The organism is Reichenbachiella carrageenanivorans (assembly GCF_025639805.1).
GTDB lineage: Bacteria > Bacteroidota > Bacteroidia > Cytophagales > Cyclobacteriaceae > Reichenbachiella > Reichenbachiella carrageenanivorans.
The window spans coordinates 2,438,315-2,461,249 of sequence record NZ_CP106735.1 but is presented as its reverse complement, the minus strand read 5'-3'; the positions used below and the strand labels follow the sequence as shown (position 1 = coordinate 2,461,249).

General features: G+C 41.0%; 22 protein-coding genes. 5 read left to right on the top strand and 17 right to left on the bottom strand.

Features of this window, described 5'->3' with window-relative positions; genetic code table 11:
* Window positions 1-31: 31 nt before the first annotated feature.
* Both N7E81_RS09760 and N7E81_RS09755 read right to left on the bottom strand, forming a co-directional pair.
* Entirely contained in the window at window positions 32-793 is a 762-nt protein-coding gene (locus N7E81_RS09760) for a hypothetical protein (RefSeq protein ID WP_263049401.1), read from the bottom strand.
* Window positions 794-1,297, bottom strand: a complete 504-nt coding sequence (locus N7E81_RS09755; RefSeq protein WP_263049400.1) for a paraquat-inducible protein A — start codon at window positions 1,295-1,297, stop codon at window positions 794-796. It abuts the gene before it with no gap.
* Between the two features lie 217 nt (window positions 1,298-1,514).
* Between N7E81_RS09755 and N7E81_RS09750 the strand changes: the two genes are divergently transcribed.
* Window positions 1,515-2,999 carry a dihydrolipoyl dehydrogenase family protein gene (locus N7E81_RS09750; protein WP_263049399.1) on the top strand — a complete coding sequence of 495 codons (1,485 nt, stop codon included), beginning with the start codon at window positions 1,515-1,517 and terminating at the stop codon, window positions 2,997-2,999.
* Here the strand turns inward: N7E81_RS09750 and N7E81_RS09745 are convergent.
* From N7E81_RS09745 to N7E81_RS19395, 3 genes are read right to left on the bottom strand one after another with little or no spacing between them, the layout of a single operon-like run.
* Window positions 2,996-4,267, bottom strand: coding sequence for a cryptochrome/photolyase family protein (locus N7E81_RS09745; RefSeq protein ID WP_263049398.1), 1,272 nt, complete (start codon window positions 4,265-4,267; stop codon window positions 2,996-2,998). The two genes, N7E81_RS09750 and N7E81_RS09745, sit on opposite strands and share 4 nt — an antisense overlap.
* Window positions 4,258-4,485, bottom strand: a complete 228-nt coding sequence (locus tag N7E81_RS09740) for an SRPBCC family protein (RefSeq protein WP_263049397.1) — start codon at window positions 4,483-4,485, stop codon at window positions 4,258-4,260. Before N7E81_RS09740 ends, N7E81_RS09745 begins: the two co-directional genes overlap by 10 nt.
* 4 nt (window positions 4,486-4,489) lie before the next feature.
* The gene (locus tag N7E81_RS19395) at window positions 4,490-4,645 is read right to left on the bottom strand and encodes a Lacal_2735 family protein (RefSeq protein ID WP_263049396.1); all 156 of its coding nucleotides are present in this window, start codon (window positions 4,643-4,645) and stop codon (window positions 4,490-4,492) included.
* A 220-nt stretch (window positions 4,646-4,865) separates the two neighbouring features.
* Here N7E81_RS19395 and N7E81_RS09730 point away from each other — a divergent pair, with 220 nt between their 5' ends.
* Together N7E81_RS09730 and N7E81_RS09725 are read left to right on the top strand one after the other, a co-directional pair.
* A complete protein-coding gene (locus N7E81_RS09730) occupies window positions 4,866-5,294 on the top strand; it encodes an OsmC family protein (protein WP_263049395.1) in 429 nt (142 codons plus the stop codon).
* A gap of 46 nt (window positions 5,295-5,340) precedes the next feature.
* Window positions 5,341-6,507 carry a BamA/TamA family outer membrane protein gene (locus N7E81_RS09725; RefSeq protein WP_263049394.1) on the top strand — a complete coding sequence of 389 codons (1,167 nt, stop codon included), beginning with the start codon at window positions 5,341-5,343 and terminating at the stop codon, window positions 6,505-6,507.
* Between the two features lie 67 nt (window positions 6,508-6,574).
* Here the strand turns inward: N7E81_RS09725 and N7E81_RS09720 are convergent, their stop codons facing one another.
* Window positions 6,575-7,252: a SiaB family protein kinase gene (locus N7E81_RS09720; protein WP_263049393.1), complete on the bottom strand. Its 678-nt coding sequence runs from the start codon at window positions 7,250-7,252 to the stop codon at window positions 6,575-6,577.
* A 216-nt stretch (window positions 7,253-7,468) separates the two neighbouring features.
* Between N7E81_RS09720 and N7E81_RS09715 the strand changes: the two genes are divergently transcribed.
* Together N7E81_RS09715 and N7E81_RS09710 are read left to right on the top strand one after the other, a co-directional pair.
* A complete protein-coding gene (locus N7E81_RS09715; RefSeq protein WP_263049392.1) occupies window positions 7,469-9,223 on the top strand; it encodes an ATP-binding protein in 1,755 nt (584 codons plus the stop codon).
* Window positions 9,224-9,619: 396 nt separating this feature from the next.
* Entirely contained in the window at window positions 9,620-9,919 is a 300-nt protein-coding gene (locus N7E81_RS09710; RefSeq protein WP_263049391.1) for a hypothetical protein, read from the top strand.
* A 126-nt stretch (window positions 9,920-10,045) separates the two neighbouring features.
* On the opposite strand, the gene N7E81_RS09705 is transcribed toward N7E81_RS09710, so the two are convergent.
* The 11 genes from N7E81_RS09705 to N7E81_RS09655 form a co-directional block, all read right to left on the bottom strand.
* The gene (locus tag N7E81_RS09705) at window positions 10,046-11,206 is read right to left on the bottom strand and encodes a hypothetical protein (RefSeq protein ID WP_263049390.1); all 1,161 of its coding nucleotides are present in this window, start codon (window positions 11,204-11,206) and stop codon (window positions 10,046-10,048) included.
* 64 nt (window positions 11,207-11,270) lie between these two features.
* The gene (locus N7E81_RS09700) at window positions 11,271-11,678 is read right to left on the bottom strand and encodes a QcrA and Rieske domain-containing protein (protein ID WP_263049389.1); all 408 of its coding nucleotides are present in this window, start codon (window positions 11,676-11,678) and stop codon (window positions 11,271-11,273) included.
* A 4-nt stretch (window positions 11,679-11,682) separates the two neighbouring features.
* The gene (locus N7E81_RS09695; protein ID WP_263049388.1) at window positions 11,683-12,900 is read right to left on the bottom strand and encodes a di-heme oxidoredictase family protein; all 1,218 of its coding nucleotides are present in this window, start codon (window positions 12,898-12,900) and stop codon (window positions 11,683-11,685) included.
* Between the two features lie 171 nt (window positions 12,901-13,071).
* Window positions 13,072-14,157, bottom strand: coding sequence for a DUF4097 family beta strand repeat-containing protein (locus N7E81_RS09690; protein WP_263049387.1), 1,086 nt, complete (start codon window positions 14,155-14,157; stop codon window positions 13,072-13,074).
* A gap of 72 nt (window positions 14,158-14,229) precedes the next feature.
* Window positions 14,230-14,583, bottom strand: a complete 354-nt coding sequence (gene folB, locus N7E81_RS09685) for a dihydroneopterin aldolase (protein ID WP_263049386.1) — start codon at window positions 14,581-14,583, stop codon at window positions 14,230-14,232.
* Window positions 14,584-14,586: 3 nt separating this feature from the next.
* A complete protein-coding gene (locus tag N7E81_RS09680) occupies window positions 14,587-15,417 on the bottom strand; it encodes a DivIVA domain-containing protein (RefSeq protein ID WP_263049385.1) in 831 nt (276 codons plus the stop codon).
* Window positions 15,418-15,716: 299 nt separating this feature from the next.
* Window positions 15,717-16,616 carry a WD40 repeat domain-containing protein gene (locus N7E81_RS09675; protein WP_263049384.1) on the bottom strand — a complete coding sequence of 300 codons (900 nt, stop codon included), beginning with the start codon at window positions 16,614-16,616 and terminating at the stop codon, window positions 15,717-15,719.
* Between the two features lie 9 nt (window positions 16,617-16,625).
* Window positions 16,626-17,024, bottom strand: a complete 399-nt coding sequence (locus tag N7E81_RS09670) for an HIT family protein (RefSeq protein WP_263049383.1) — start codon at window positions 17,022-17,024, stop codon at window positions 16,626-16,628.
* A 2-nt stretch (window positions 17,025-17,026) separates the two neighbouring features.
* Window positions 17,027-17,500 (bottom strand): transcription elongation factor GreA, encoded by a 474-nt coding sequence (gene greA / locus N7E81_RS09665; RefSeq protein ID WP_263049382.1) that lies wholly within the window; start codon window positions 17,498-17,500, stop codon window positions 17,027-17,029.
* Between the two features lie 134 nt (window positions 17,501-17,634).
* On the bottom strand, window positions 17,635-19,902 hold the full coding sequence (locus tag N7E81_RS09660) for an aconitate hydratase (RefSeq protein WP_263049381.1): 2,268 nt from the start codon (window positions 19,900-19,902) through the stop codon (window positions 17,635-17,637).
* A 154-nt stretch (window positions 19,903-20,056) separates the two neighbouring features.
* On the bottom strand, window positions 20,057-22,858 hold the full coding sequence (locus tag N7E81_RS09655; protein WP_263049380.1) for a bifunctional aconitate hydratase 2/2-methylisocitrate dehydratase: 2,802 nt from the start codon (window positions 22,856-22,858) through the stop codon (window positions 20,057-20,059).
* Between the last annotated feature and the right edge of the window lie 77 nt (window positions 22,859-22,935).

The following is a 22,935-nucleotide window of genomic DNA, read 5'->3' as shown; positions in this document are numbered from 1 at the left end:
CACGAAAGGAAAATTTGCCATATATGAACTACTAATAATTCACCAACTGACTGGTATCCGATAAAAGGAGGGCGAAAATATCTCTATTTGTCAATTGGTTCAAATGAAATGCAGCCACTGGCTCATGAATACGAATGGTACGAAGCGGATTGAAATGATGAGTCGATATTTGCACACCCGTCTCCAGAGTTTCCCAGCTATCCCAACTAAATTTCAAACCACCGACAGGAATGATAGACACCCACATTTTCCAACTTTTGGGCCTGTTATTTTCGTCTAAAAGCCATAAATAAGAATCGCCCGGCGTAGCTCCTCCAGATGTATAAGTCACCAAAAGCGCTTCTTCTCCTTGCCAATTGACCAATCTACGTTGTGTACCCGAATCAAATATCTTACTGATTGGATTGAGCCAAAAGGAATCATTGCACCAGTAGCGCCAGGCTTTTTCGCATAGGGCTTTTTGATCTGCTTCAGCAAGCTCTTCTCCGTTTGCCACCACATACCCCACGCGGTCATTGATATCAATCAAAACTTCGCGTCCTTCGTAGACCACTTTCGTGAAATGCCTTTTCTTATCCCATACATAAGTACGGTCTTCATATGCCCAGCTAATAGCCCCCGTCCTCTGCCAAGCTTCATCACCAATCGCAGACAGCATTTGATCTGCTAGTTTATCGGCTGCTTCGCCCTGCTCCCCTTTCGGCAAAACCTCATCCATATATACATATAGGAGAAAAGAAGATAAACCAATGGCAAGAACGGATAGGAAAAGAATTTTTAGCTTTTTCAGCATTTATTGGATCGTAACGGGCTTCTCTAAGGTCGTTAACTGAACACCCAAGAGAGACAGCAAACAGTAAAAGGCAAAATAATTGAAACCTTCTAGCAACTCGGCCTCGATAGCACCATTGGACTGAGTAGAAAGAAAAGCCATAAATACACCTACCACAAACACATCTGCCATAGACCACTTACCTATGATGAATACAAAGCGATAGAGCTTGGCCTTAAGTGCGAATTTTTTAACCAGCAACACAGACAGTATAATCACCCCTTTGGTAAAAGGAATCACCACACTGAAAAGGAAAATAAGAATCGCCACAAACTTATTGTTGGTATTGTACAAGGTCTCTACCGTTTGCAAAATACTCTGCGTTTGCTCATAGAAAGTAGTTTTGCCTATGATGGGCAATTCTGCTGAAATCACAATCTGAAGAATGGGCTTAGTAAGACCAGGGTACAACAGGCTTAGGGACACAATTGTGAGGATTAATGCTGCAATATTTCTCTTAAGCATCGGGGGGTTATTTTGATTTTTTTGACATTCAGATTTGGACAGTTTAGCTCAGGTTATACAAGTATAATCATATTATAACAATTGTTGTGGTGAATTAAAATAGAACCCCGTTTATCCGATATAAGTCTCAAATTATTACTAATATTAAATATATATTCATGTTTCATGAATATGCCTCAATCAGCTACCCCTAATTAATAAACTTAGATATTTGAAGATGGATAAATACGATGTATGTGTCATAGGTGGCGGACCAGCAGGCTATGCCGCAGCTATGAGAGCTGTAGATTTCAAAAAAAAAGTACTACTCATAGAAAAAGACAAGATCGGTGGTGCAGGCATACACAACGGGGCACTATCTAGCAAGACATGGTGGGAACTTTCGCGAGAAGCATTTGCACTAAGAATGCACTGCAAGTCTACTAATGTACCAACTCCCAAACACAACTTTCAAATCCTGAAAGAAGAGGTAAACAAAGCAGTAAACAAGCGGAGAGAGCTCCTCGAACACCACATGCACAACATCAACCTCAATGCAGGTGCCGACTTGTTTCATTTCCGACAAGGAATAGCTAAAGTAGTAGGTGAAAATGTAGTAGTGGTACGGACTGATGATGGCGAATTTGAAGTAGAAGCCAACAATATCATCTTGGCTACTGGTAGCCGACCAAGAAAACTTGACAATATCCCTATCGACGAAAACATTATTCTAACCAGTGACGGTATAGAAAACCTAAAAGAATTCCCGAAAAGCATGGTGATTGTAGGCGCAGGGGTCATCGGATGTGAATTTGCTACCATCTTTTCAAATTTCGGACAGACGAAAGTCCACATGATCGACAAAGGTGACCGTATTCTTCCATTCGAAGACGAAGATATCGTAGATGTGATCGAACAAAACCTAGAAAGTAAAGAAGTACTGATCCATAGGAACTCCAAGCTAGTTGAAATGAAAATTGAAAACGGCATGGTGGTGTACACCCTAGAATACGACAATGGCTCCAAAGAAATTTTCCATGTAGAGAAAGCATTAGTGTCTGTAGGACGTATTCCGAACTACGAAAACCTACTTTCTGCCTCCGTCAAAATCAACATGGATAGCCGTGGCATCATCGATGATTTGACACAAACCTCTGTACCCAACATCTACGCAGTAGGAGATATCACGGCCGACATTGCACTGGTTAATGTAGGTGAGTTAGAAGGAAGGTATTCGATCGAGAAAATTTTCGGAGAGCCCGAAAAAGATTTGATCTACGAAAACATCTCTACCATCATGTTCTTGGCCCCAGAGGTAGCTGGCGTAGGGCTCAATGAGATCAAGGCACGTGAACAAAACATTCCACACAAAGTGGTAAGCCTGGACTACAGCTGTATCTCGCGTGCCATCGCTATGCGAAACACAGAAGGCTTTATCAAAATCATCGTATCCAACGACGAAGAAATGAGAGTATTGGGCATGAGAGTAGTAGGCGAGCACGCCTCTAGCTCGATAGAGGCAGTGGCACTCTTGATCTCCATGAACAAAGGTATAGAAGAGCTAGCCGAGCTGATCCACCCTCACCCATCCATTATAGAAGGAATCCAAGAGTGTGTACGTATGCTACTCAACAAGTCGATGCTCAAGCCAGGCGTCCTTCGCGATGCCATGCGCTGCACCAGCTATGCCAATGGAGAAATCAAAAATGTAGAATTTGCTTAATTAGCCCTCAAGCCCTCTTTGTATACACGGAGAGCTCTATCTCTGGCTACCGCATGATCTACAATGGGTGATGAACATTCCATTACCCATTTTTTTACATATTGCATCTTAGGATCAAACTTCTTCAATTGGGCAGTAGGATTAAAAATCCTAAAATACGGAGAAGCGTCACAGCCAGTACCTGCAGACCATTGCCAATTCCCATTATTAGACGCTAACTCATAATCTAGCAGCTTTTCTGCAAAATAGGCTTCACCCCAGCGCCAATCAATCAACAAGTGTTTACACAAAAAACTAGCCACCACCATACGAACCCGGTTGTGCATATACCCTGTTTGATTCAGCTGCTTCATACCTGCATCCACCAATGGATACCCAGTCTCTCCTCGCTTCCATTTATCAAAATCATCATGATTGTTCCTCCACTGAATACCATCATATTTAGATTTAAAATTTCGACCAACTACTTCTGGAAAATGATATAATATTTGCATGAAAAATTCTCTCCAAATCAATTCACTCAAAAACACCTGATCAGAACCCTGAAGCTGCTTTATTACTTGCCGTACACTCACCGTCCCAAACCGCAAATGAACACTGAGGTAACTAGTCGCATCCTCGGCTGGCAAATCTCGAAGCGTAGAGTAATCAGAAAGAGAAGAAAGATCATAAGGTCGTACGCTTATCTGACTCGATACAAATCCAATTGCCTTCAAAGAAGGCCAATCGTGTGTCTTTTGAAGAAAAGCCGTTTGGTCTATCTCTAATAATTCAGGTGTTTTTGTTTCTTCATATTTAGCCAACCATTTGTTTTTATACGGAGTGTAAATAGTATATGGAAGCCCATCCGCTTTGACAATTTCAGTAGGAGAAAAAACCACCTGATCTTTGAAACGCAACAACGGAACCCCTTTAGACTCGGCCAACTGCGAAACCGCCTGATCTCTTGCCGTAGCATAGGGTTCATAATCTTCGTTGATATAAATCGCAGAAATTTCAAACTCATCCAATAGCTGTTGCCATACAAGTACTGGATTGCCCATCCTGACACAAATCTGACTCTGAAACCTACGCAACTCGACATTCATAGCACACAACGTGTCATATATAAAGGTTACCCTAGCATCATCTGGAGGCAAGCCCTCCAAAATCTGATCATCAAAAATAAAAACAGGCAATACTTTTTTCCCTGTTTTCAAAGCATGACTTAAAGCTGTGTTGTCCTCCAATCTCAGGTCACGCCTAAACCAAAAAGCTACTATTTCCATATCATGCACTTATTGCTTTTATTACAAACTCCAACCAAGCCTCTCCCGGCAATAATCATCCCTTCATACATCTTATCTATTGAGTAAGGCGACGTAATATTAAACCCCATATGGGCTGGTATTATCTTTTTTAGGTTGTCAGGAGATAATATGAGCCCCCACACTTCTTCAATACTTGCATCAAGTACTTGTGTTTTTAAAAATTGATAAAAAGCCATCTTATCAAGGGTTCATCTGATCATAAAGCTTATTCGCTTCCGCTATTTTCTGATCACTCAAAGCCCTATTGATTGTCGAAAGCCTGTGAGCCTCTTTAAGTAGCAAGTGATACTTTTTTTCTAATTTCTTTTTGGGGTTCTTTTTAAGAAAATTAAACATAGAACTTGGGGTTAAATATTTCACGAATGATCTAATGAAAGCAAACGAGTACAAACGCAATCTTGTTTAACAATATAACTATTTTTTTAAACAAAAAAGTAAGCGCTATCAAAGTTTCAACGATAACCCTAGTCAAACAAGAAACTAAAAACAGATCATCTGCTTCTTTCAACTATTGCTTAACAAATGTGTTTTATCTTTAATAAAAACAGAATATACCATGAGCACATTTGCCGTAGCAATCACCAAAGACGAACTAACCACACAACTCAACACAGATGGTCACATGGGGCTGGTTGATGAACCTGTAGAAATAGGCGGCCTCAACAAAGGCCCCACACCATACGACCTCCTATGCGGTGCACTTGCCAGCTGCACATCGATCACTCTCAGGCTATATGCCAATAGAAAAGAATGGGAGGTATCGCGGATTCGTGTACGCGTAAACTATGCTAAGGAATACAAAAAAGACTGTGCTACCTGCGAAGACCAACCCCAAAAAGTGGATGCTTTTGAACGAATCATTAGCCTAGAAGGCGCACTCACAAGCTCACAAAAACAACGTCTATTGGAAATCGCCAATCGCTGTCCAGTACACCGCACCCTCGAAGCACAAGCCGAAATTGAGACTAGATTAGAAAACGAATAGATTATATTACATAAATCAAAACTCATACAAGTATACCTTCTACCATATGCGCTTTCAACCTAACAAACTGCTCATTATACTTCTAGTTTTAGTTGGTCACTGCACAACACTCCACGCACAAGAACAATCTAAAAAAGCCGAAAAGAAGGCCTTATTTAGAGACACACTAGACAACAAACTCGACCTTAGTCAATGGCTGATTCAAGCTTCTGGATTCATCCCTATACCCCAAATCATCACCGAGCCAGCGCTGGGTAGTTTTGGAATGATGTTTACGCCCATCTTCATCAAACCTAACAAACACCATGAAAAAGGGAAGTATGTAGCTCCAGACATCACTGCGGGATTTGCTGGCTACACAGCCAATCATACCTGGGGACTAGGTGCTATGCGAATCGCTACCCTTCCTCAATACGGAATCAAATATCGTGTAGGTGGAGCTTTTGGCAATGTCAACATGAATTACTACCGAGATGTAGGAAATCTTGGAGAACATGAGTTTTCCTTCAATTTTGAGATGACACCTGTCTTCCTTTCCGTACTCAAAGAGATCAGCAATACCAACATCTATGCTGGGCTACAGTATATGTACATGTACACCAAAATATCTCCAAAATTCGCTTATAACAATTTACCTGATTTCATATCAGAAGCAGATATCACCAACCAAACCAGTACCGTCGGCATAGCGGGAGAATACGATGCCAGAGACAATATATTCACCCCCAACAAAGGCACTTTCATTTCAACAAATATTAGAATGAATGGCAACTGGACTGGTAGCGATTATAATTTTCAAAATTTGAACTTTTCAATTCTACAATACTTACAATTCACAGATGCATGGGTGAGTGGATTCAGATTCGAAACTAAGCATCTGTTTGGCAAAGCGCCATTTTATATGGAACCTGGCGTTAGTTTGAGAGGTGTGCCCTTGTCGAGATACCAAGGCAAAAACACCTACGTAGTAGAGACGGAGCAACGCTATGATGTCTCCCGCAGATGGAGTGCTGTGATATTTACAGGCTTAGGCAAAGCCCAACCAGAAAACATCAGCTGGTCTGATGCCGATTGGGTATACAACTACGGTACGGGGTTTCGCTACTTACTCGTGCGTGTATTTAAGCTCCGAATGGGTATAGATGTAGCCTGGTCCAACAACGACTTCGGGTACTACCTCACCTTTGGTTCTGCTTGGAACAATCGAGGATAACTGCTCCCAAAACAAAAAATCCTGCTTCTAGCAGGATTTTCAAATACAAATATTTTTGAAAAAAGGATTAGAATCGATTGATCTTAATCTGAAAAGTAAAGTACGAGTATTCGCTATTCACCTTGTCAAACTTATAATTCAACCTTTCTCCAGTTTTACGAGCCAATTGTATCAGTCCCAGGCCAGCAGTTCCTTTTTCTGAAAACTCACCATTACTGAGCGTCTCTTTATATAAAGTCCTCAAACCGTTTTTGTCGGTATTGTTTACCTCCTCTATTTTATCCTTCAAATCATAAGTATGCTTAGTAGGGATAAAATTGCCTGTGATAATATTATAATACTTTTCTTTGGCGATTACAGTGATCAAACCAGACTTCGCATCATGTTCTGAGATCTCACTAAATTGACCTTTCACTTCATCCATGTGATGGTAGAGATTATGCACACACTCTACTGCCGCACTATAAAACAGCTTCTGTACTTTTTTGTCAGACTCTGTCATATTCACCTTTCGATCGAGCGTCTCTATCACAGAAGTCACCAAGTCGAATGTGATGGCTCCTTTATACATGAGTAAAATATTCTCGTTATATATTTTATTGTACAAACCGAAGCTATTAACCTCTTGCGATGCCGCTCCTAATTCGCTCTTTTTCTTTACATCTTCAATCATGTCGTGTTGAGTAGATTTTTCTTCCTTCCATTCATCGAAGGCCCCTAGTATTTCATTTGATTCCTTATCCATATAGCTGCAAACCGAATACTACGGCTAAAGTACACTCCGCTTTAAATCTACAAAATTAATATGTTAAACTCCAATAATTTAAAATTTGGAAAGTTTTACTTCCTCTTTTTACTATTATTTGAATCGGCTTCAAAAATATATAACAATGATTTCAGCTCTAAAGAGATTGGTTATCTTTGGGCGGTGAGGGTAATAAGAAGTTTATTTTTTACGTCGTTGTACTGCCTGATTTCAGCAAGTGTATCCGCCTCGGATTTGACATGGACAACCCTACAAAAAGAAAAAGAAGGCACAGTCACCATTTACTATCGTAGCACCGAGCCCTTTTTGATTGAAGAAGCCGATGGCTCCCTCCGTGGGTTAGAGTATGAAATGATGGTGGGCTTCAAGTATTTCCTTTGGAATAAGTACGGCATCCGCCTCCATCTCAATTGGCAATCGCAAGAAAGTTTTAAATATGTGTTTGGCCATATCAAAAACAATCCTAAAAATGGTGAGTTTGGACTTGACATTATTTCAAGAACAGTAAACCGTGATTTAGAAGTGGGTTTTTCCAATCCCTACTTCCCAGACATTCAAGTCCTGGTATCTGACAAAAATATCCCTACGGTCAATTCTATAGAAGAATTTAAAGAAGTATTCAGCGAGCATACTGCTGTATCCGTGGCAGAAACCACCTACGACCAATACCTCAAAAACATCCGAAATAAATATCAAATAGATTTCAATATCATATACAAACAGTCTAGTAATGATATCCTAAATGGTATACTAGAACAACCTGAGCGCTTTGGCTACATGGATTTGCCAAATTATTTATTGGCATTAAACCAAAACAAAGCCATCAAACGCCAGCCTATCCTACCAATCAAAGGCCTGGGATTTTGTGTGATCTTCAAAAAAGGCAGCGACTGGCAAAACCCAATCAACGAATACCTGAGCAGTCCTGAGTATGAAGTACTCCGCAACAAAGGAATCCAAAAATACCTAGGCAACGATGTCTATGACCTGATCGAGAGTATCTCTAAGGGAGAAGACGAAGAAATGGTACTCCTGCTCAAAGAAAAAGAACTAGTGGACAAAGAGCTTTCCGAACGCTCTAAACAAATCCAACGACAAGCCTATGTCACCAACATGCTCTTGGCTTGTATTGTTATTGCTTTAATTTTTGCCTTTGCCTTGTTCAATAGAAACAGAATCAAGTCTAAAGCCAACGAAATACTAACTGCCCACCGAGGCATGATCGAAAATCAAAATGAGCTCCTCAGCCGACGCAACAATGAGCTCCTAGAACTCGATGAAGAAAAAAACAATTTCATAAGCATACTTTCACATGACTTGCGAGCCCCGATCAACAATATCACCGCATTGGCTGGTTTACTGCAAATGGACGACAATCTTCACAAAAGTCAAATCAGCTCTATAGAACATATCGCCTCCGAATCTCGAAGACTCAATAAGATGGTGACTAGAATTCTTGATGTAGAACGCATTGAATCCAAAACTACTGATGACTTCCGAAAAATCAACTTAAGTGATGTATTAGAGCGAGTGGTAATCAACTACAGAAAACAAGCTGAGGATAAAAAAATAAAAATCAACCTAACTACAGACCAATCAGCTTATGTGTTTGGACTAGAGCAATACCTGTTTCACGTATTCGAAAACTTACTGTCTAATGCCATCAAGTTTTCACCTCTAGGGCAATCCATCACCATCAACGTAGAATCAAAAGAGAAATACCACTTTATCAATTTTACTGATGGAGGCCCTGGGCTGTCGGAAGAAGATCAAAAACGGATGTTTAAGAAATTTCAACGCCTAAGTGCCAAACCTACTGCGGGCGAACGGTCTACAGGACTTGGCTTGTCCATCGTAGCCAAATACACCGAGCTCCTTGGCGGCAAATTAGAATGGAAGTCTAAACCCGATCACGGCACAACCTTCATTGTGAAGCTAGAGGCCGTATAAAATACATCTGACCAGGTACCTAGCAAACAACATTCTGGCGGATATCCTGTCCTCCAAAACATACACCCCATAAAAATCAGCTAAAAAAACATTGATCATACTGAGCGATGAAAAATACAGCGCCTTCTACATTGCTTTTGCTTTTTCATGATATTTAGGTCTTTTTTTTAACCAAAAACTAGCAATTCAACCGAGCTATGACAAAAAGAAGACCCACAAATACCCTTATCGATAAACACGTGAAAAAGCGCCCTAAAACCCACTAGAGGGCATATCCGTAAATATACCGAGAGCAATTTAGGGAATTATATAGACCTCCTGCGGTTCAAAATGGCTCTATCTTGCCTTTGTAATTCAGACAGTCAATTTGATGTTAAACACCAAAATTACTACACGATGAAAAAGCTAATATTTACACTCACCGTATGCTTAGCAGTATGCGCAGTGACTCAGGCACAAAGCAAAAATGACCTCAAAGGTCCTAAAGCAAAAAATTATAAAGTTTGGCAAGACGACAGCCCTTCTATTGTAGTCTATACAGACGCCAACAAGGAGGTGGTAAAAGGCCCAGAGGCAAAAAACAAAAAAGTTTGGGAAACTAGCACTACCAACAAAGACAAGGTAGTGATCAAAAGAGATACCCAAAGAACTAGCCTAAAAGGCCCTGCAGCTAAAAACTACAAGCCTTGGCAATAACAAGGTAATTAGATAAGTCCTTCTTAAGGCGATCCAATTACCAAAAGATCAATTTTCTTCTTATGCACATTGAGACTTGTTCTAGTACACCAAACGGGTGTTAAAGGCAGGTCTCAATTTTTTTATCTAAAAATAGCTAGCAAACCCAAACTGAATACCTGCTGTCTTAGAGGCTGGGTTGCCCAGAAAGTCCCTATCCCACTGCCTTCTATAATTGAACCTAAGCAAAGTACTGCTCGAAAACCTCAAACTTAGACCTGGTACTATCGCATAGGTTTCATCATAAATCTTAGTACCTGTAGATTCCAAATTATCCCAATTGTAATCAACATATTCCAAACGGTTAATCAAATTCAAAGTCACTCCTGCCCACCCAAGAAAATCCCTCTTCATAATCGGATAAATCATATCTAGGTGAATACCAAACTGGCGATGACCAAACTGCTGCCCATAATCATCTGGAACCTGCACAAACACCCAAGCCGTCTCACTTACAAACTTCAACTTAGCCAAATTGAAATTACAATCAAGAGCCAATAGACTCACCCTTCTCTTTTCATCGATAAATTCACCTTCCATTTTGAAAGTATTATAAATACCTGTGTAGCCAGACACCCCAAACTCACCCAAATCCAGTACACTAAAAGCAAAACGACTCGAAAGCGCAGGCGTTCCATTATTATCTTCAGCAAACATCTCTTCTGATTTGCCAGCACCTAAAAAGGTGCGATTTTTAGCATTCTCTATAATACCATCACTCAGTCCATTGGTAAGATATAATTCGTAAGTGATTTTGTGCCGCCCTACAGGTACTTTACCATAAAAACCAAACCCCATTTCCGACAAGGTCGACGGAATCACCTGAGTAGAAACCAAAGGCCGATCTATAAAATCCCACTTTGGACTATCATGATTCTGATTGAAATATCCAATCGGTGGCAATAAAATACCCATTCGAAACACAAAAGCAGGATGAATTTCAAAATCCAACAAAGCCGTTTCTAGAGCTATTTCTTCTGTACCATGCTCAAATTCCAGTTCGGATATAAATTTAATTCGCTCATGCACAGCCGCAAACAAGAAAATATTGAACCGGCGAAGCTCCATACTAAACCCATCGGACACCCCATCTGTACTAAAATAGTTGGTATTGCCTTCTACATACCCCCCTACGGAGGCCGATGAAACCCCTCGCTGAGCCTCATAGATAAACGGCCGATTGAATATAGCCTCTAAGTTGGTATAAGACGAAGAGTCTGATTCCTGCCCCCTTGCCTGTTCACTCATCAGCACAACTAGACAACATAATATGGTGATGTTTTTCATTAAAATACAAGTCACTTCACCCTTATCAGGTAATGATGATAAAATCGTTTTTGGTTTCTACTTTAAATTTTTTGAGCGGGTTTTCTGCTGGTCCAGCAAGCACCTGCCCTGTATTGGAAAACTCACTACCATGACATGGACAGTGCAACTCTTGTCCAAACGGAGTGATTTCACAACCCAAGTGCGTACACAACATTAAGACAGCGGTATATACTTCTCCGTCTTTCACTACATAAATAGGAGCAGGCAACCCATGATCTCGAATCACTACAGCAGACCTATCTGAAAACTCGGACTTAGCCACCTTGATCAGACTACCCTCCACTACATATTGTGCATAATACACTTTGGTGCAAGCCGATAGCAAACCACCACCTACTATGATTCCTAGGCAGGCTACACCACTTTTTTGGATAAACTCTCTGCGTTCCATTTTTTTAAAGTGATTCTAAAAACCTAACAACAAAATCTCTGTCGGCTTGAGCAAGCGCCTCAAATTTTTCAGCTGCAGCTGCAGCCTCACCTCCATGCATCATGATGGCTTCTTCAATACTCCCTGCTCGACCGTCATGCATCAGAAAGTATAACCCACCCTGTGCATTCTTAGACAGCCCCAATCCCCAAAGCGCAGGTGTTTTCCACTCAGAAGTGATAGCTGTCCCCTCTGTATAACCATCGTCTAAATCTGTCCCCATGTCGTGCATAAGTAAGTCTGTATATGGGTGAAAAGTCTTATAGGCCAAGGCTTCCACGGCATGAGGCCCACTAGTCATGGTAGGCAAGTGACATGTCGCACAACCAATTTGTTCAAACAGCATCTCCCCCTCTATGACATCCGAATCCTCTGCCTTTCTCCTTAGCGGTGGCTTGAGCGTTTGCAAATAAAACACCACTTGGTTCACTGTTGAAGCAGACACTTCTGGGTCTCCCACTTGCCCTATAGCGATCTCTGAATCATTAAAATTGATCGGGTCTTCTAAATCAAAATCAGAAGTAATTCCCATGTCTTGTTTATATGCTCCTACTGTTTGCATTAGCAAATCGATCGCTCCCGCTTTCTTTCCAAACCGACCAATATACCTACCTGCATTTGCCAAATGATGAGTTTTCGGTTTGAAAAAAACTGGAGGTATGATATAATTTGGTTCTCCTGAAATACCATCTGAGTCGAGGTCATTAGGGTCAGCTTTTGCCAAAATATCTGCATCGGGCACTGCTTCTAGCAGCCCCATCCCTGTAACCGCAGGCGCTAGGAAAACAGTGATCCCAGTAGCTTCTGCTGGTATAGTTTCTGCCTCAAAACCAGGGATTGCATGATTCTGTAACTGTGGCCCTCCTTGCGCCAGCATGTGATCAAAACTGCCATTGGTAAACTTACCAAACCTAGTAAGGCCTGAAGAAGGGTGTCCTTTACCATCCCCAGGATGACAAGTCACACACGAAGACGTAACAAAATAAGGCCCCAAGCCAGACTCAGGTACAAACACTTCTGAAAAAGCCTCATCTCCTGCCAAAAACGTATGCATCTGAGCTGCCGACAAGCCTTCGATTGGACCATCCAATATTTCATTGCTAGCGGGAGCACTTGGTAGCAACTCTTCACAACCTTGCAGCAGCATGCCCCACATTAATCCAAGAAGTAATATTTTCTTCATTTCTAGTATTCTAATCTATTTTACATGCAAATCTACAATTATTTTTAGACTTATCTAAATATATAATTAGAATTATCAAACATTGTATTTTAATGAAGATTATTAATGAACAAAAAAGGGTCTCTTGCATATTGCAAGAGACCCTTTTCTGAAGCTTTAGTTCTTTTAATCTTATTCGTAAGTCAAAGTCACATATCCGTCCGATGCATGAAGGTTGATAAGAATTCCTCCTCCATTTATCTCTCCATCTACTACATGATCTTTAGACACACCTGAAAATCCCCTCAACGTGGTACGTATTGATTCTCCTCTCAAGAGTAAATTCAATCCTAAATCAGCAGGCACTTCCACTTCTATATTACCATCAGAAGTACGTAGTTCTAAATCCCCGTCCAAACTAATCATATTACCCTTGACCTGCCCATCAGAAGTACGTGCTTTCAGAGATCCTGCCAGATCTCTAAAGGATATGTTGCCATCTGAAGTGCTAAGTATCATCGCTCCTCGAGATTGCGTTAAGCGAATATCTCCATCACTACTAGTAAGTTTCAAATCTCCAACTATGGCTTCTGCATTAATATCACCATCACTAGTCACCATTGATACCAACCCCTTAACTCCTTGAATATCCACATCTCCATCCGAGGTTCGTCCATCTACATCTCCCGTAATATTTACCAACTTCACATCCCCATCACTCGTTAGCGGCTCCACATTCCCTACGATCTCTCGCACTAGCAGATCACCATCAGACGTCTTCGCATACACAGAGCCCTTTACCTTATCTACTGAAATATCTCCATCGCTACTGCGCAATTTTTGATCTGCAGACAAGCCAAGAAGTTTGATATCTCCATCTGAACAAAGTAAATCACATGAAGTCTTGAAAGGTGTATAAATCTCGAAGGAGATTTTCTTGCGATCACTCCAATCCATCATTCGGTACTCGTATCGCTGCTTCACAGAAATATTCAAATAGTCGACCCCTGAAGATATTTCAATTATAAAATCATCTTCTAATTGACTTGAAGTTATGTCCAATACCTCATTGTTCTGTTTGACAATGTAAAACACCTCTATCACATTTTTATCAGATGGATATATGTCAATATCTCCATCCTGAGAACTGATACTAAGTGTGGGTGAATTAGAAACTTGGTACGTCTCATTGTAAGAAAATTTCTGTTTTTGCGCGATACTTTCATATGAGAGTAAGATCCCAAACAAGGCGAGGGAGTATATGTATAGTTTTTTCATGACTTTCTATTGTAATAGATACAACACAAAGAGATGAATCACTAAAGAAGGTTGCAAGAAGGAGGTAAGAAATTATCGGCTTTGAGAAATAGCAACTGAAGCTTTATTGCATACGCCTTTTATCGGAGGGTTATGCTTACTCACCACTGCATTAACTTGCTCTACTGATGGAAATTGCAAAAGCAATTCTCTGCATATGGCAGAGGCCAGTGTTTCTAATAGTTTGGTAGATACAGACATGATCGCCGAAACGGTCATATAGATTTCTTCGTAATTGATCGTATGATCCAAATCATCGTCGGTAAATGTAGTAGAAGCCAAAACAACCTCTACATCTACCGTATACTTATTTCCCACCTTACGTTCTTCTTCATAATACCCGTGATGGGCAAAGAAGTCCAAACCCTCCAGCTTTATTATAGTCATTGATTAATCTTCCAGTTCATCAAAAAAAGACAAGCCTCCGTCTGCTACTGTTTCCTTCTTAGTTTTTGGCGCAGGTACTGCAGGGATATTTCTGGCAATTGGATTCTCTTCTGAGATGTAGTTTTTCTTTACGATCGTCCGATCAGGGTCTTCCTGCTTTGGTTCTTCTACTCGTTCCGTTTTGATCACGGGAGCTTTCACCTCATCAAGTTTGATCGAATCTATTTTAGATACGCTTTCATCCGAATGATTACTCACGCGTTCAGAAGTTTCACGAAGCAACTGCTTCACCTTTTTCACGTGTGTTTCAATACCAGACTCCTGAAGTTTGATATTATCCACCTTAGACATTACATCACCTGAAAGTATCTTGAGTTGTGAAATGATATTTTCCCTTTGATTCTCGATAATACGATAACTTTCTTCGAGTTCTTTCACTTCATTAGTCATTTCTTCCATGACTTCTCGAGCTTCCATTTCGGCTTTTTCTATGATTGTACGCGCCTTATTTTTAGCATCACTAATCATAGCATCTGCGTTGATTTGCGTCTCTTTCATGTGAAGTGCCGCTGTACGATTCGCCTGATCGATCACATTAGCACCAGTATCTTCTGCTGTTTTTAGCGTCTTAAATAAAGTCGTTTCTACTTCTCGTAGTTTTTGAACTTCTTTTTCCAGTTTTTCACGCTGTTGTTTTAATTCCTTGTTTTCGTCAAGAAACCGCTCCCATTCGTGTGAAAGGGATAATAAAAATGCCGTTACCTCGTCCTTATCAAGCCCACGAAAGGCTTTCTCGAACGTTTTTTGCCTAATTTCTAATGGAGTAATTTTCATGTGTCCAAATTTCTTTTCAAAGACCTCTGCATTACCAGAGTTGATCCTATCGCTATACTTTGGTTCATCCTTCTAATGAAGGTCAAACACGTAATAACTGATTTCATCTGTCTAATAGATCGTTTAAATAAACACCAAAGGGATCAATTATGATTGAATCACCTTATCCGAAAGATGTCTTGTCAAAGCTGTCTTGACTCCTAGTTTTCTACACCTAGCAATCTTAACACGCTTATTCATTACGTACAAACTGGTAGTTTATTTACTTAATGGGCGGCTTATATATGCAATAATAATCATTATTTTTTAATATCAATGCGCCATACCCCAATAGAACGGTCATCGCTACATGATATCAAAAAGTCCTTATACTCCATCCAGAGCAATTTATTCACTGACGTCAAATGCCCTTGATGCCTTGCTTTATCTATCACTTTGATCAGCTTGCGCTGTGCGTAATCCCATACCTTAATGGTTTTGTCCATACTGGCTGTTGCCAAATAGGCACCATCTTTTCGTTCAGCAATGTCGTTAATCGCATACATGTGCGCATTGATCGACTCGTCTTCAAGAAGCGTAGTCGCATCCCAGAACTTCAACCGAGCGTCTCTACTTCCACTTATGATGGTATTTCCTTTTTGTAAAAGTGTAAAAACAGAATTGCTATGAGCTTCTACTTCTTTAACCAATTGAAAATCTGATATGCGATATTTTCTAATATATCCATCACTAGATCCCACTAGGCAATGTCCGTCGCTTGTAATTAATAGATCTCGTAAGTTTTGATCAGAGATTTCCAGTTCATGCACCACTTTAAGTTTAGGCAAATCAATCACGATCAATTTGCCCTCTCCAGTCGCCACTAGCAATAAGTCACCGACCACTTTCATATCAAAAATGGCTGAATCCGTAAATCGTAATGAACCTACTTCTTTGTGAGACAAGACATCTATAAGGTGAATCCCTTCGTAATTCTGCGCAACTACGAGTAAATGGCGCTCAGGGACCAACCGAAGACAATAAACCGAAGCATTCACTTTGGCAATCAACCTTCCTGCGTCTGTTTGATTGAGATCCCATTCTACAATATTGCCATCGCCACCAGCCGAATAAAACTGATGTGGCTCCACGCCACATTCTAGGGTATAGACGGCATCTGAATGCCCTGTATAAGTTATGACTTTTTCTATTTGGACCATTCGGTCTATTTATATCTCTATGGCAGACTTGATGGTTGCGGCGGTTGTGGCCAATTCATTTGTGCTTAATCTCAGCTTAGGACGAGCAAAATTCATATCGTCCATCGTATTCATTGGGATCAAGTGCACATGTGCATGAGGCACTTCAAGCCCTATAACACTCATGCCAATCCGCTCGCACGGAATGGCTTTTTTCAACCCTAACGCTACTTTTTTTGCAAACAAATGCAAACCAGCAAGCACGTCATCTGAGAGGTCATAGATATAATCAACCTCCGTCTTCGGAATCACTAAACAATGTCCCTCTACTAAAGGATTGATATCTAGAAATGCCAGATAGTCATCATTTTCAGCAACGATGTGTGCTGGTATTTCTCGACTAATAATTTTACAGAATATGCTTGGCATGATTAGGCTAATCCTATTTCTAGAATTTCGAATTCAATATTTCCAGCGGGTGCTTCCACGACTGCTACTTCTCCTATTTTCTTACCCAGCAGACCTTTACCAATCGGAGATTTTACGGAGATTTTACCCAATTTCAAGTCTGCTTCTTCCTCGGCCACGAGCGTATATTTCACTTCCATGCCGTTCTTTTTGTTTTTGATCTTTACTGTAGAAAGTATAGACGCTTTAGAGGTATCTATTTGAGATTCGTCTATGACTCTAGCATTCCCCACTACTGCTTCCAATTTTGCGATTTTAAGTTCTAGCAGACCCTGAGCATCTTTTGCCGCATCATACTCTGCATTTTCACTCAAATCACCTTTATCTCTTGCTTCTGCAATCTGCTTTGCAATATCCGTTCTTCCGTGAGTCCTCAGTTCGTTCAGTTCATCTTTCAACTTCTGAAGCCCCGCTTCTGTATAATATGATATACTCATGTTGTTTGATTTATAATAAAAAAGAACGGCCTCATCTCTGAAACCGTTGCTTACTATTTTCTTGAATACAATGTAAAATTACGAAATAATTATCGATTCAGTTGGCTTCTAACCACCTGATTTCATCGTTTCAATTATCCGTTGTTTTGTGTTTTGATCAAATTCAAAGCTGATCCAGCTTTGAACCACTCAATCTGTCCAGCATTGTAGGTATGATTCGTTACAATTGTATCTTCAGAACCATCCGCATGCTTCGCTACGAGTGTCAAAGGCTTTCCTGGAGCAAAATCCTTCAAATCGATAAAATCAAATGTGTCATCTTCTTGAATCTTGTCATAATCTGCTTCATTTGCGAATGTTAGCCCGAGCATTCCTTGTTTTTTCAAGTTTGTTTCGTGGATCCTAGCAAATGACTTCACCAATACAGCCCTTACACCCAAATGTCTTGGCTGCATTGCCGCGTGCTCTCTAGAAGACCCTTCGCCATAGTTTTGATCACCCACTACGATCGTGGGGATACCTGCGGCTTTGTAAGCCCTCTGAGTCGCCGGAACTGATCCATATTCTCCAGTCAATTGACTCTTTACGCGATCGGTTTCTCCATTGAAAGCATTCACTGCTCCGATCAACGTGTTGTCTGCGATATTATCCAAGTGACCTCTAAATCTCAGCCATGGCCCAGCCATAGAGATATGGTCAGTAGTACATTTTCCTTGTGCTTTGATCAACAGCTTTGCTCCTGTAATGTTTTCTCCATCCCAAGGGGTAAAACCAGCCAATAACTGCAATCTTTTAGAATCTTCTGCCACACTAATTTGCACCGCCGTGCCATCTTCTGCTGGTGCTTGGTAGCCTGGATCTTCTACATCAAACCCCTTAGTCGGCAATTCGTCCCCTTTTGGCGGGTTCAGTTTTACGGGTTCTCCTGCTTCGTTGGTCAAAGTATCCGTAATTGGATTAAACCCTAGATCTCCCGATATAGCTATAGCAGCTACCATTTCTGGCGAGGTCACAAATGCATGCGTGTTTGGATTGCCATCCGCTCTTTTTGCAAAATTTCTATTGAAAGAGTGAACGATTGTATTTTTCTCCCCTTTTTCAGCGCCTGTTCTCGCCCATTGTCCGATACAGGGGCCACAAGCGTTTGTAAACACCTTGGTACCCATTTTCTCAAAAGTCTCAATAATACCGTCTCTTTCGATAGTATACCTTACTTGCTCAGAACCAGGATTAATTCCAAATTCCGCTTTTGGTTTGATCCCATGCGCTACAGCTTGCTCTACAATAGACGCTGCTCTAGACATATCTTCGTAAGAAGAGTTGGTACATGACCCAATCAGTCCCCATTCTACTTTTGTGGGCCATCCATTAACCTCCGCTTTGGCTTTCATTTCGCTAATTGGCGTGGCCAAATCTGGCGTAAATGGGCCATTTACATGAGGAGCCAAAGTAGACAAATCGATCTCAATCACTTGATCGAAATATTGTTCTGGATTGGCGTACACTTCTTCATCACCAGTCAAGTGTTCCTTGATTTCATTAGCCAAATCAGCCACTTCGGCTCTACCTGTAGCCCTTAAATATCTTTCCATGGATTCATCGTATCCGAAAGTAGAAGTCGTTGCTCCTATTTCAGCACCCATGTTACAGATGGTTCCTTTCCCTGTACAAGACAGGTTTTTAGCTCCTTCGCCAAAGTATTCTACAATCGCACCTGTCCCCCCTTTTACGGTTAGAATACCTGCTACTTTCAGAATCACATCTTTGGCAGATGACCATCCATTCAACTCCCCCGTAAGTTTTACTCCGATCAGTTTAGGGAATTTCAATTCCCAAGCCATGCCCGCCATAACATCTACGGCATCTGCTCCTCCTACACCTACAGCGACCATACCCAGTCCTCCTGCATTTACAGTATGAGAATCCGTACCAATCATCATTCCTCCTGGAAAGGCATAATTCTCCAATACTACCTGATGAATGATACCTGCTCCTGGTTTCCAAAAACCTATACCGTATTTGTTAGAAACTGAATCCAAGAAGTTGAATACTTCATTAGAAGTGTTGATGGCATTTTGCAAATCCTCGGTAGCACCTACTTTGGCTTGAATCAGGTGATCACAATGAACCGTGGTAGGAACTGCTACTTTTGCCTTGCCTGCCTGCATGAACTGTAGCAAAGCCATCTGTGCAGTAGCATCCTGACAGGCTATTCTGTCTGGCGCAAAATCCACATAAGACTCTCCTCTTTTATAGGTCTCAGTAGGCTGCCCATCATATAGGTGTGTGTATAATATTTTTTCTGCCAACGTCAACGGTTTGCCCGTCATTTTTTTGGCTTTAGAGATACGCTCTCCCATAGTAGCGTAAACCCTTTTAATCATATCGATATCAAATGCCATAGCACGTATTTTTTTACTTTATGTATAATACTCTAAGTTAAGGTTAAACGTGATCTTATTAAAGTAGTTATGAATATAACTACGAGAGCGGATAAATAAAAAGCTCGTTCCGATATACGAAACGAGCTTTTTACCTACAATCAATATCTGCCCCTTACTTCACCAATAGCTTGCCAGATGGCTTAAACTTAGTCAAGTCAATACCCTGCACTGCGGCTTCGTATTCTGACAGATTAGGCGTCCTTCCCAACACTGTAGAGAGTACGACTACTGGCGTAGATGAAAGTAATGATTCTCCTTTTTTCTCATTGGAATCCTTCACTACTCTTCCTTGGAACAAACGAGTAGAAGTAGCCATAACCGTATCTCCTGGCTCGGCTTTTTCCTGATTACCCATACAGAGATTACACCCAGGGCGTTCTAAATACAACATATTCTCATACTTAGTACGAGCAGCACCTTTTGGTGCATTGTCATCAAATTCGAAGCCTGAATACTTTTGCAATACTTCCCAATCGCCTTCCGCTTTCAATTCATCTACGATGTTGTAGGTGGGAGGAGCAACAACCAAAGGAGCATTGAAAGCCACCTTTCCTTGCTGCGACTCAATGTTTTTCAGCATTTGTGCCAAAATCTTCATATCCCCTTTGTGCACCATACAAGACCCGATGAATCCCAAATCTACCTTCTTATCACCACCGTAATAAGAAAGTGGTCGGATGGTATCGTGTGTATAGCGTTTAGACACGTCTGCATTGTTTACGTCAGGGTCAGCAATCATTGGTTCAATGATTTCATTCAAATCAACAACTACCTCTGCGAAATATTTTGCATTAGCATCTGGAGTCAATGCTGGTTTTTCACCTGATCTAATCTCCTCAATTCTCTTATTCGCTTTGTCGATCAATCCCTGAAGAACAGCATTTTTATTGTCCATTCCTTTATCTATCATGATTTGGATCCTAGACTTAGCGATCTCCAATGATTCGATTAAAGTCTCATCCTCTGAGATGCAGATAGACGCTTTGGCCTTCATCTCTGCAGTCCAATCTGTAAAAGTAAATGCTTGATCGGCAGTCAAAGTTCCGATATGAACCTCGATTATTCTCCCTTGAAATACATTTTCTCCGCCAAACTGCTTCAACATCTGCTGTTGTGTGGCATGCACCACGTCGCGAAAATCCATGTAGCTCTTCATCTCACCTTTAAATGTCACCTTCACAGAGGCTGGAATTGGCATCGTCGCCTCTCCTGTAGCTAGTGCTAAAGCAACTGTACCAGAGTCAGCCCCAAATGCAACCCCCTTTGACATACGCGTATGGGAGTCTCCTCCTATAATGATATCCCAATCACTTACGGTAATATCATTCAGTACTTTGTGAATCACATCAGTCATCGCTGGATAAACGCCTTTCGGATCACGTGCTGTAATCAAACCAAAATCGTTCATGAATTTCATCAACCTTGGGATATTGGCTTTAGATTTATTATCCCAAACTGAAGCTGTATGACAGCCTGATTGGTAAGCACCGTCAACAATAGGAGAAATGGTTGTAGCAGCCATTGCCTCTAACTCCTGTGAAGTCATCAATCCTGTTGTATCTTGAGATCCTACGATGTTTACTTCAACACGTACATCAGAACCTGTATGCAAGATCTTGCCTGGCGTTGTTCCAACTGCATTTTTATTGAAAATCTTCTCTACTGCTGTCAAGCCTTGTCCTTCAATAGAGATTTCTTTTGAAGGAGCAAATACCGTAGGTACTTCAACCCCTAAAGTCTTGGCGGCAAATGTTTGTAGTTTCTTTCCAAAGACCACGGCGTATGACCCCCCTGCCTTAATAAACTCTACTTTTTGAGGAGTCAACGAAGCAGAAATATCCATTACTGCTTGATCTCCTTTATACAATTTCTTGTCTTTTGTATTAATTGTAAAGACTGTACCTGTGGCTACAGCATATGCCTCTTCTAATACGGGTTCTCCATTAGCATCTACTACGACATTGCCGTCTGCATCTGTTTTCTTTACCCAGTTTTTCAAATCAATCCCGATACCACCAGTTACTCCTACAGTAGTTAAGAAAATTGGTGAAATACCGTTGGTACCAGCAATCACTGGTGCAATATTGATAAATGGCACATAAGGGCTAGCTTGCACGCCTGTCCACAATGCCACGTTGTTTACACCAGACATTCTCGAAGACCCCACACCCATGGTACCTTTTTCAGCGATCAGCATCACTCGCTTATCAGGGTGTTGAGCTTTTAAAGCTGAAAGCTCTTTTTGCATGTCTTTATTGTGCTCAAAGATACACTGACCGTGCAATTCCCGATCTGACCGAGAGTGTGCATCTGCACCTGGAGATAGCAAATCCGTAGAAATATCTCCTTCACCTGCGATAAAAGTAACGATTTCTATTTTCTCTTCTACTTCTGGTAGTTTGGTGAAAAATTCCGCTTTAACATAACTTTCTAATAAATCCTTAGCGATGGCGTTTCCTCCCTTGTAGGCATCCTCCAGACGTGCCATATCTGCATCGTATAAAAATACTTGTGTCTTAAGCACCTCCGCAGCTTCTTTGGCAATCGCTGCATTTTCACCCAATGCCAAATCCAGCAACACCTTTATCGAAGGGCCGCCTTTCATGTGCGACAAAAGCTCAAAAGCAAAGGTTGGAGTAATTTCTTCAACTACAGACTCACCAAGAATGATCTCCTTCAGAAATTCTGCCTTTACGCCAGCTGCGCTTGTTGTACCAGGCAATGTGTTGTAAATAAAGAAATTAAGAGAATCTTCTCTATGTTCGTTGCCTGAATCTTTGATTTGCGCAATAATTGCACTTGTCAATTCAGCGCCTTCTATTGGCTTGGGGTTAAGCCCTTGTCCTTTTCGTTCTTCAATCTCCTCGATGTAATCGTTGTAATGCTTTTTTAGCATATCAAGATCCAGTGCCATAATCGCTGCTATTTACGTTGTAAGTTTGTTTTTAAAAATTAAATCGGTGGGTCTAATGTTAATTTTTAAGGCTGCAA

What these genes read in the sequence shown, in the direction of transcription:
- N7E81_RS09760 (WP_263049401.1), bottom strand. Translation starts at nt 793, where the DNA reads ATGCTGAAAAAGCTAAAAATTCTTTTCCTATCCGTTCTTGCCATTGGT.
- N7E81_RS09755 (WP_263049400.1), bottom strand. Translation starts at nt 1,297, where the DNA reads ATGCTTAAGAGAAATATTGCAGCATTAATCCTCACAATTGTGTCCCTA.
- N7E81_RS09750 (WP_263049399.1), top strand. Translation starts at nt 1,515, where the DNA reads ATGGATAAATACGATGTATGTGTCATAGGTGGCGGACCAGCAGGCTAT.
- N7E81_RS09745 (WP_263049398.1), bottom strand. Translation starts at nt 4,267, where the DNA reads ATGGAAATAGTAGCTTTTTGGTTTAGGCGTGACCTGAGATTGGAGGAC.
- N7E81_RS09740 (WP_263049397.1), bottom strand. Translation starts at nt 4,485, where the DNA reads ATGGCTTTTTATCAATTTTTAAAAACACAAGTACTTGATGCAAGTATT.
- N7E81_RS19395 (WP_263049396.1), bottom strand. Translation starts at nt 4,645, where the DNA reads ATGTTTAATTTTCTTAAAAAGAACCCCAAAAAGAAATTAGAAAAAAAG.
- N7E81_RS09730 (WP_263049395.1), top strand. Translation starts at nt 4,866, where the DNA reads ATGAGCACATTTGCCGTAGCAATCACCAAAGACGAACTAACCACACAA.
- N7E81_RS09725 (WP_263049394.1), top strand. Translation starts at nt 5,341, where the DNA reads ATGCGCTTTCAACCTAACAAACTGCTCATTATACTTCTAGTTTTAGTT.
- N7E81_RS09720 (WP_263049393.1), bottom strand. Translation starts at nt 7,252, where the DNA reads ATGGATAAGGAATCAAATGAAATACTAGGGGCCTTCGATGAATGGAAG.
- N7E81_RS09710 (WP_263049391.1), top strand. Translation starts at nt 9,620, where the DNA reads ATGAAAAAGCTAATATTTACACTCACCGTATGCTTAGCAGTATGCGCA.
- N7E81_RS09705 (WP_263049390.1), bottom strand. Translation starts at nt 11,206, where the DNA reads ATGAGTGAACAGGCAAGGGGGCAGGAATCAGACTCTTCGTCTTATACC.
- N7E81_RS09700 (WP_263049389.1), bottom strand. Translation starts at nt 11,678, where the DNA reads ATGGAACGCAGAGAGTTTATCCAAAAAAGTGGTGTAGCCTGCCTAGGA.
- N7E81_RS09695 (WP_263049388.1), bottom strand. Translation starts at nt 12,900, where the DNA reads ATGAAGAAAATATTACTTCTTGGATTAATGTGGGGCATGCTGCTGCAA.
- N7E81_RS09690 (WP_263049387.1), bottom strand. Translation starts at nt 14,157, where the DNA reads ATGAAAAAACTATACATATACTCCCTCGCCTTGTTTGGGATCTTACTC.
- folB (WP_263049386.1), bottom strand. Translation starts at nt 14,583, where the DNA reads ATGACTATAATAAAGCTGGAGGGTTTGGACTTCTTTGCCCATCACGGG.
- N7E81_RS09680 (WP_263049385.1), bottom strand. Translation starts at nt 15,417, where the DNA reads ATGAAAATTACTCCATTAGAAATTAGGCAAAAAACGTTCGAGAAAGCC.
- N7E81_RS09675 (WP_263049384.1), bottom strand. Translation starts at nt 16,616, where the DNA reads ATGGTCCAAATAGAAAAAGTCATAACTTATACAGGGCATTCAGATGCC.
- N7E81_RS09670 (WP_263049383.1), bottom strand. Translation starts at nt 17,024, where the DNA reads ATGCCAAGCATATTCTGTAAAATTATTAGTCGAGAAATACCAGCACAC.
- greA (WP_263049382.1), bottom strand. Translation starts at nt 17,500, where the DNA reads ATGAGTATATCATATTATACAGAAGCGGGGCTTCAGAAGTTGAAAGAT.
- N7E81_RS09660 (WP_263049381.1), bottom strand. Translation starts at nt 19,902, where the DNA reads ATGGCATTTGATATCGATATGATTAAAAGGGTTTACGCTACTATGGGA.
- N7E81_RS09655 (WP_263049380.1), bottom strand. Translation starts at nt 22,858, where the DNA reads ATGGCACTGGATCTTGATATGCTAAAAAAGCATTACAACGATTACATC.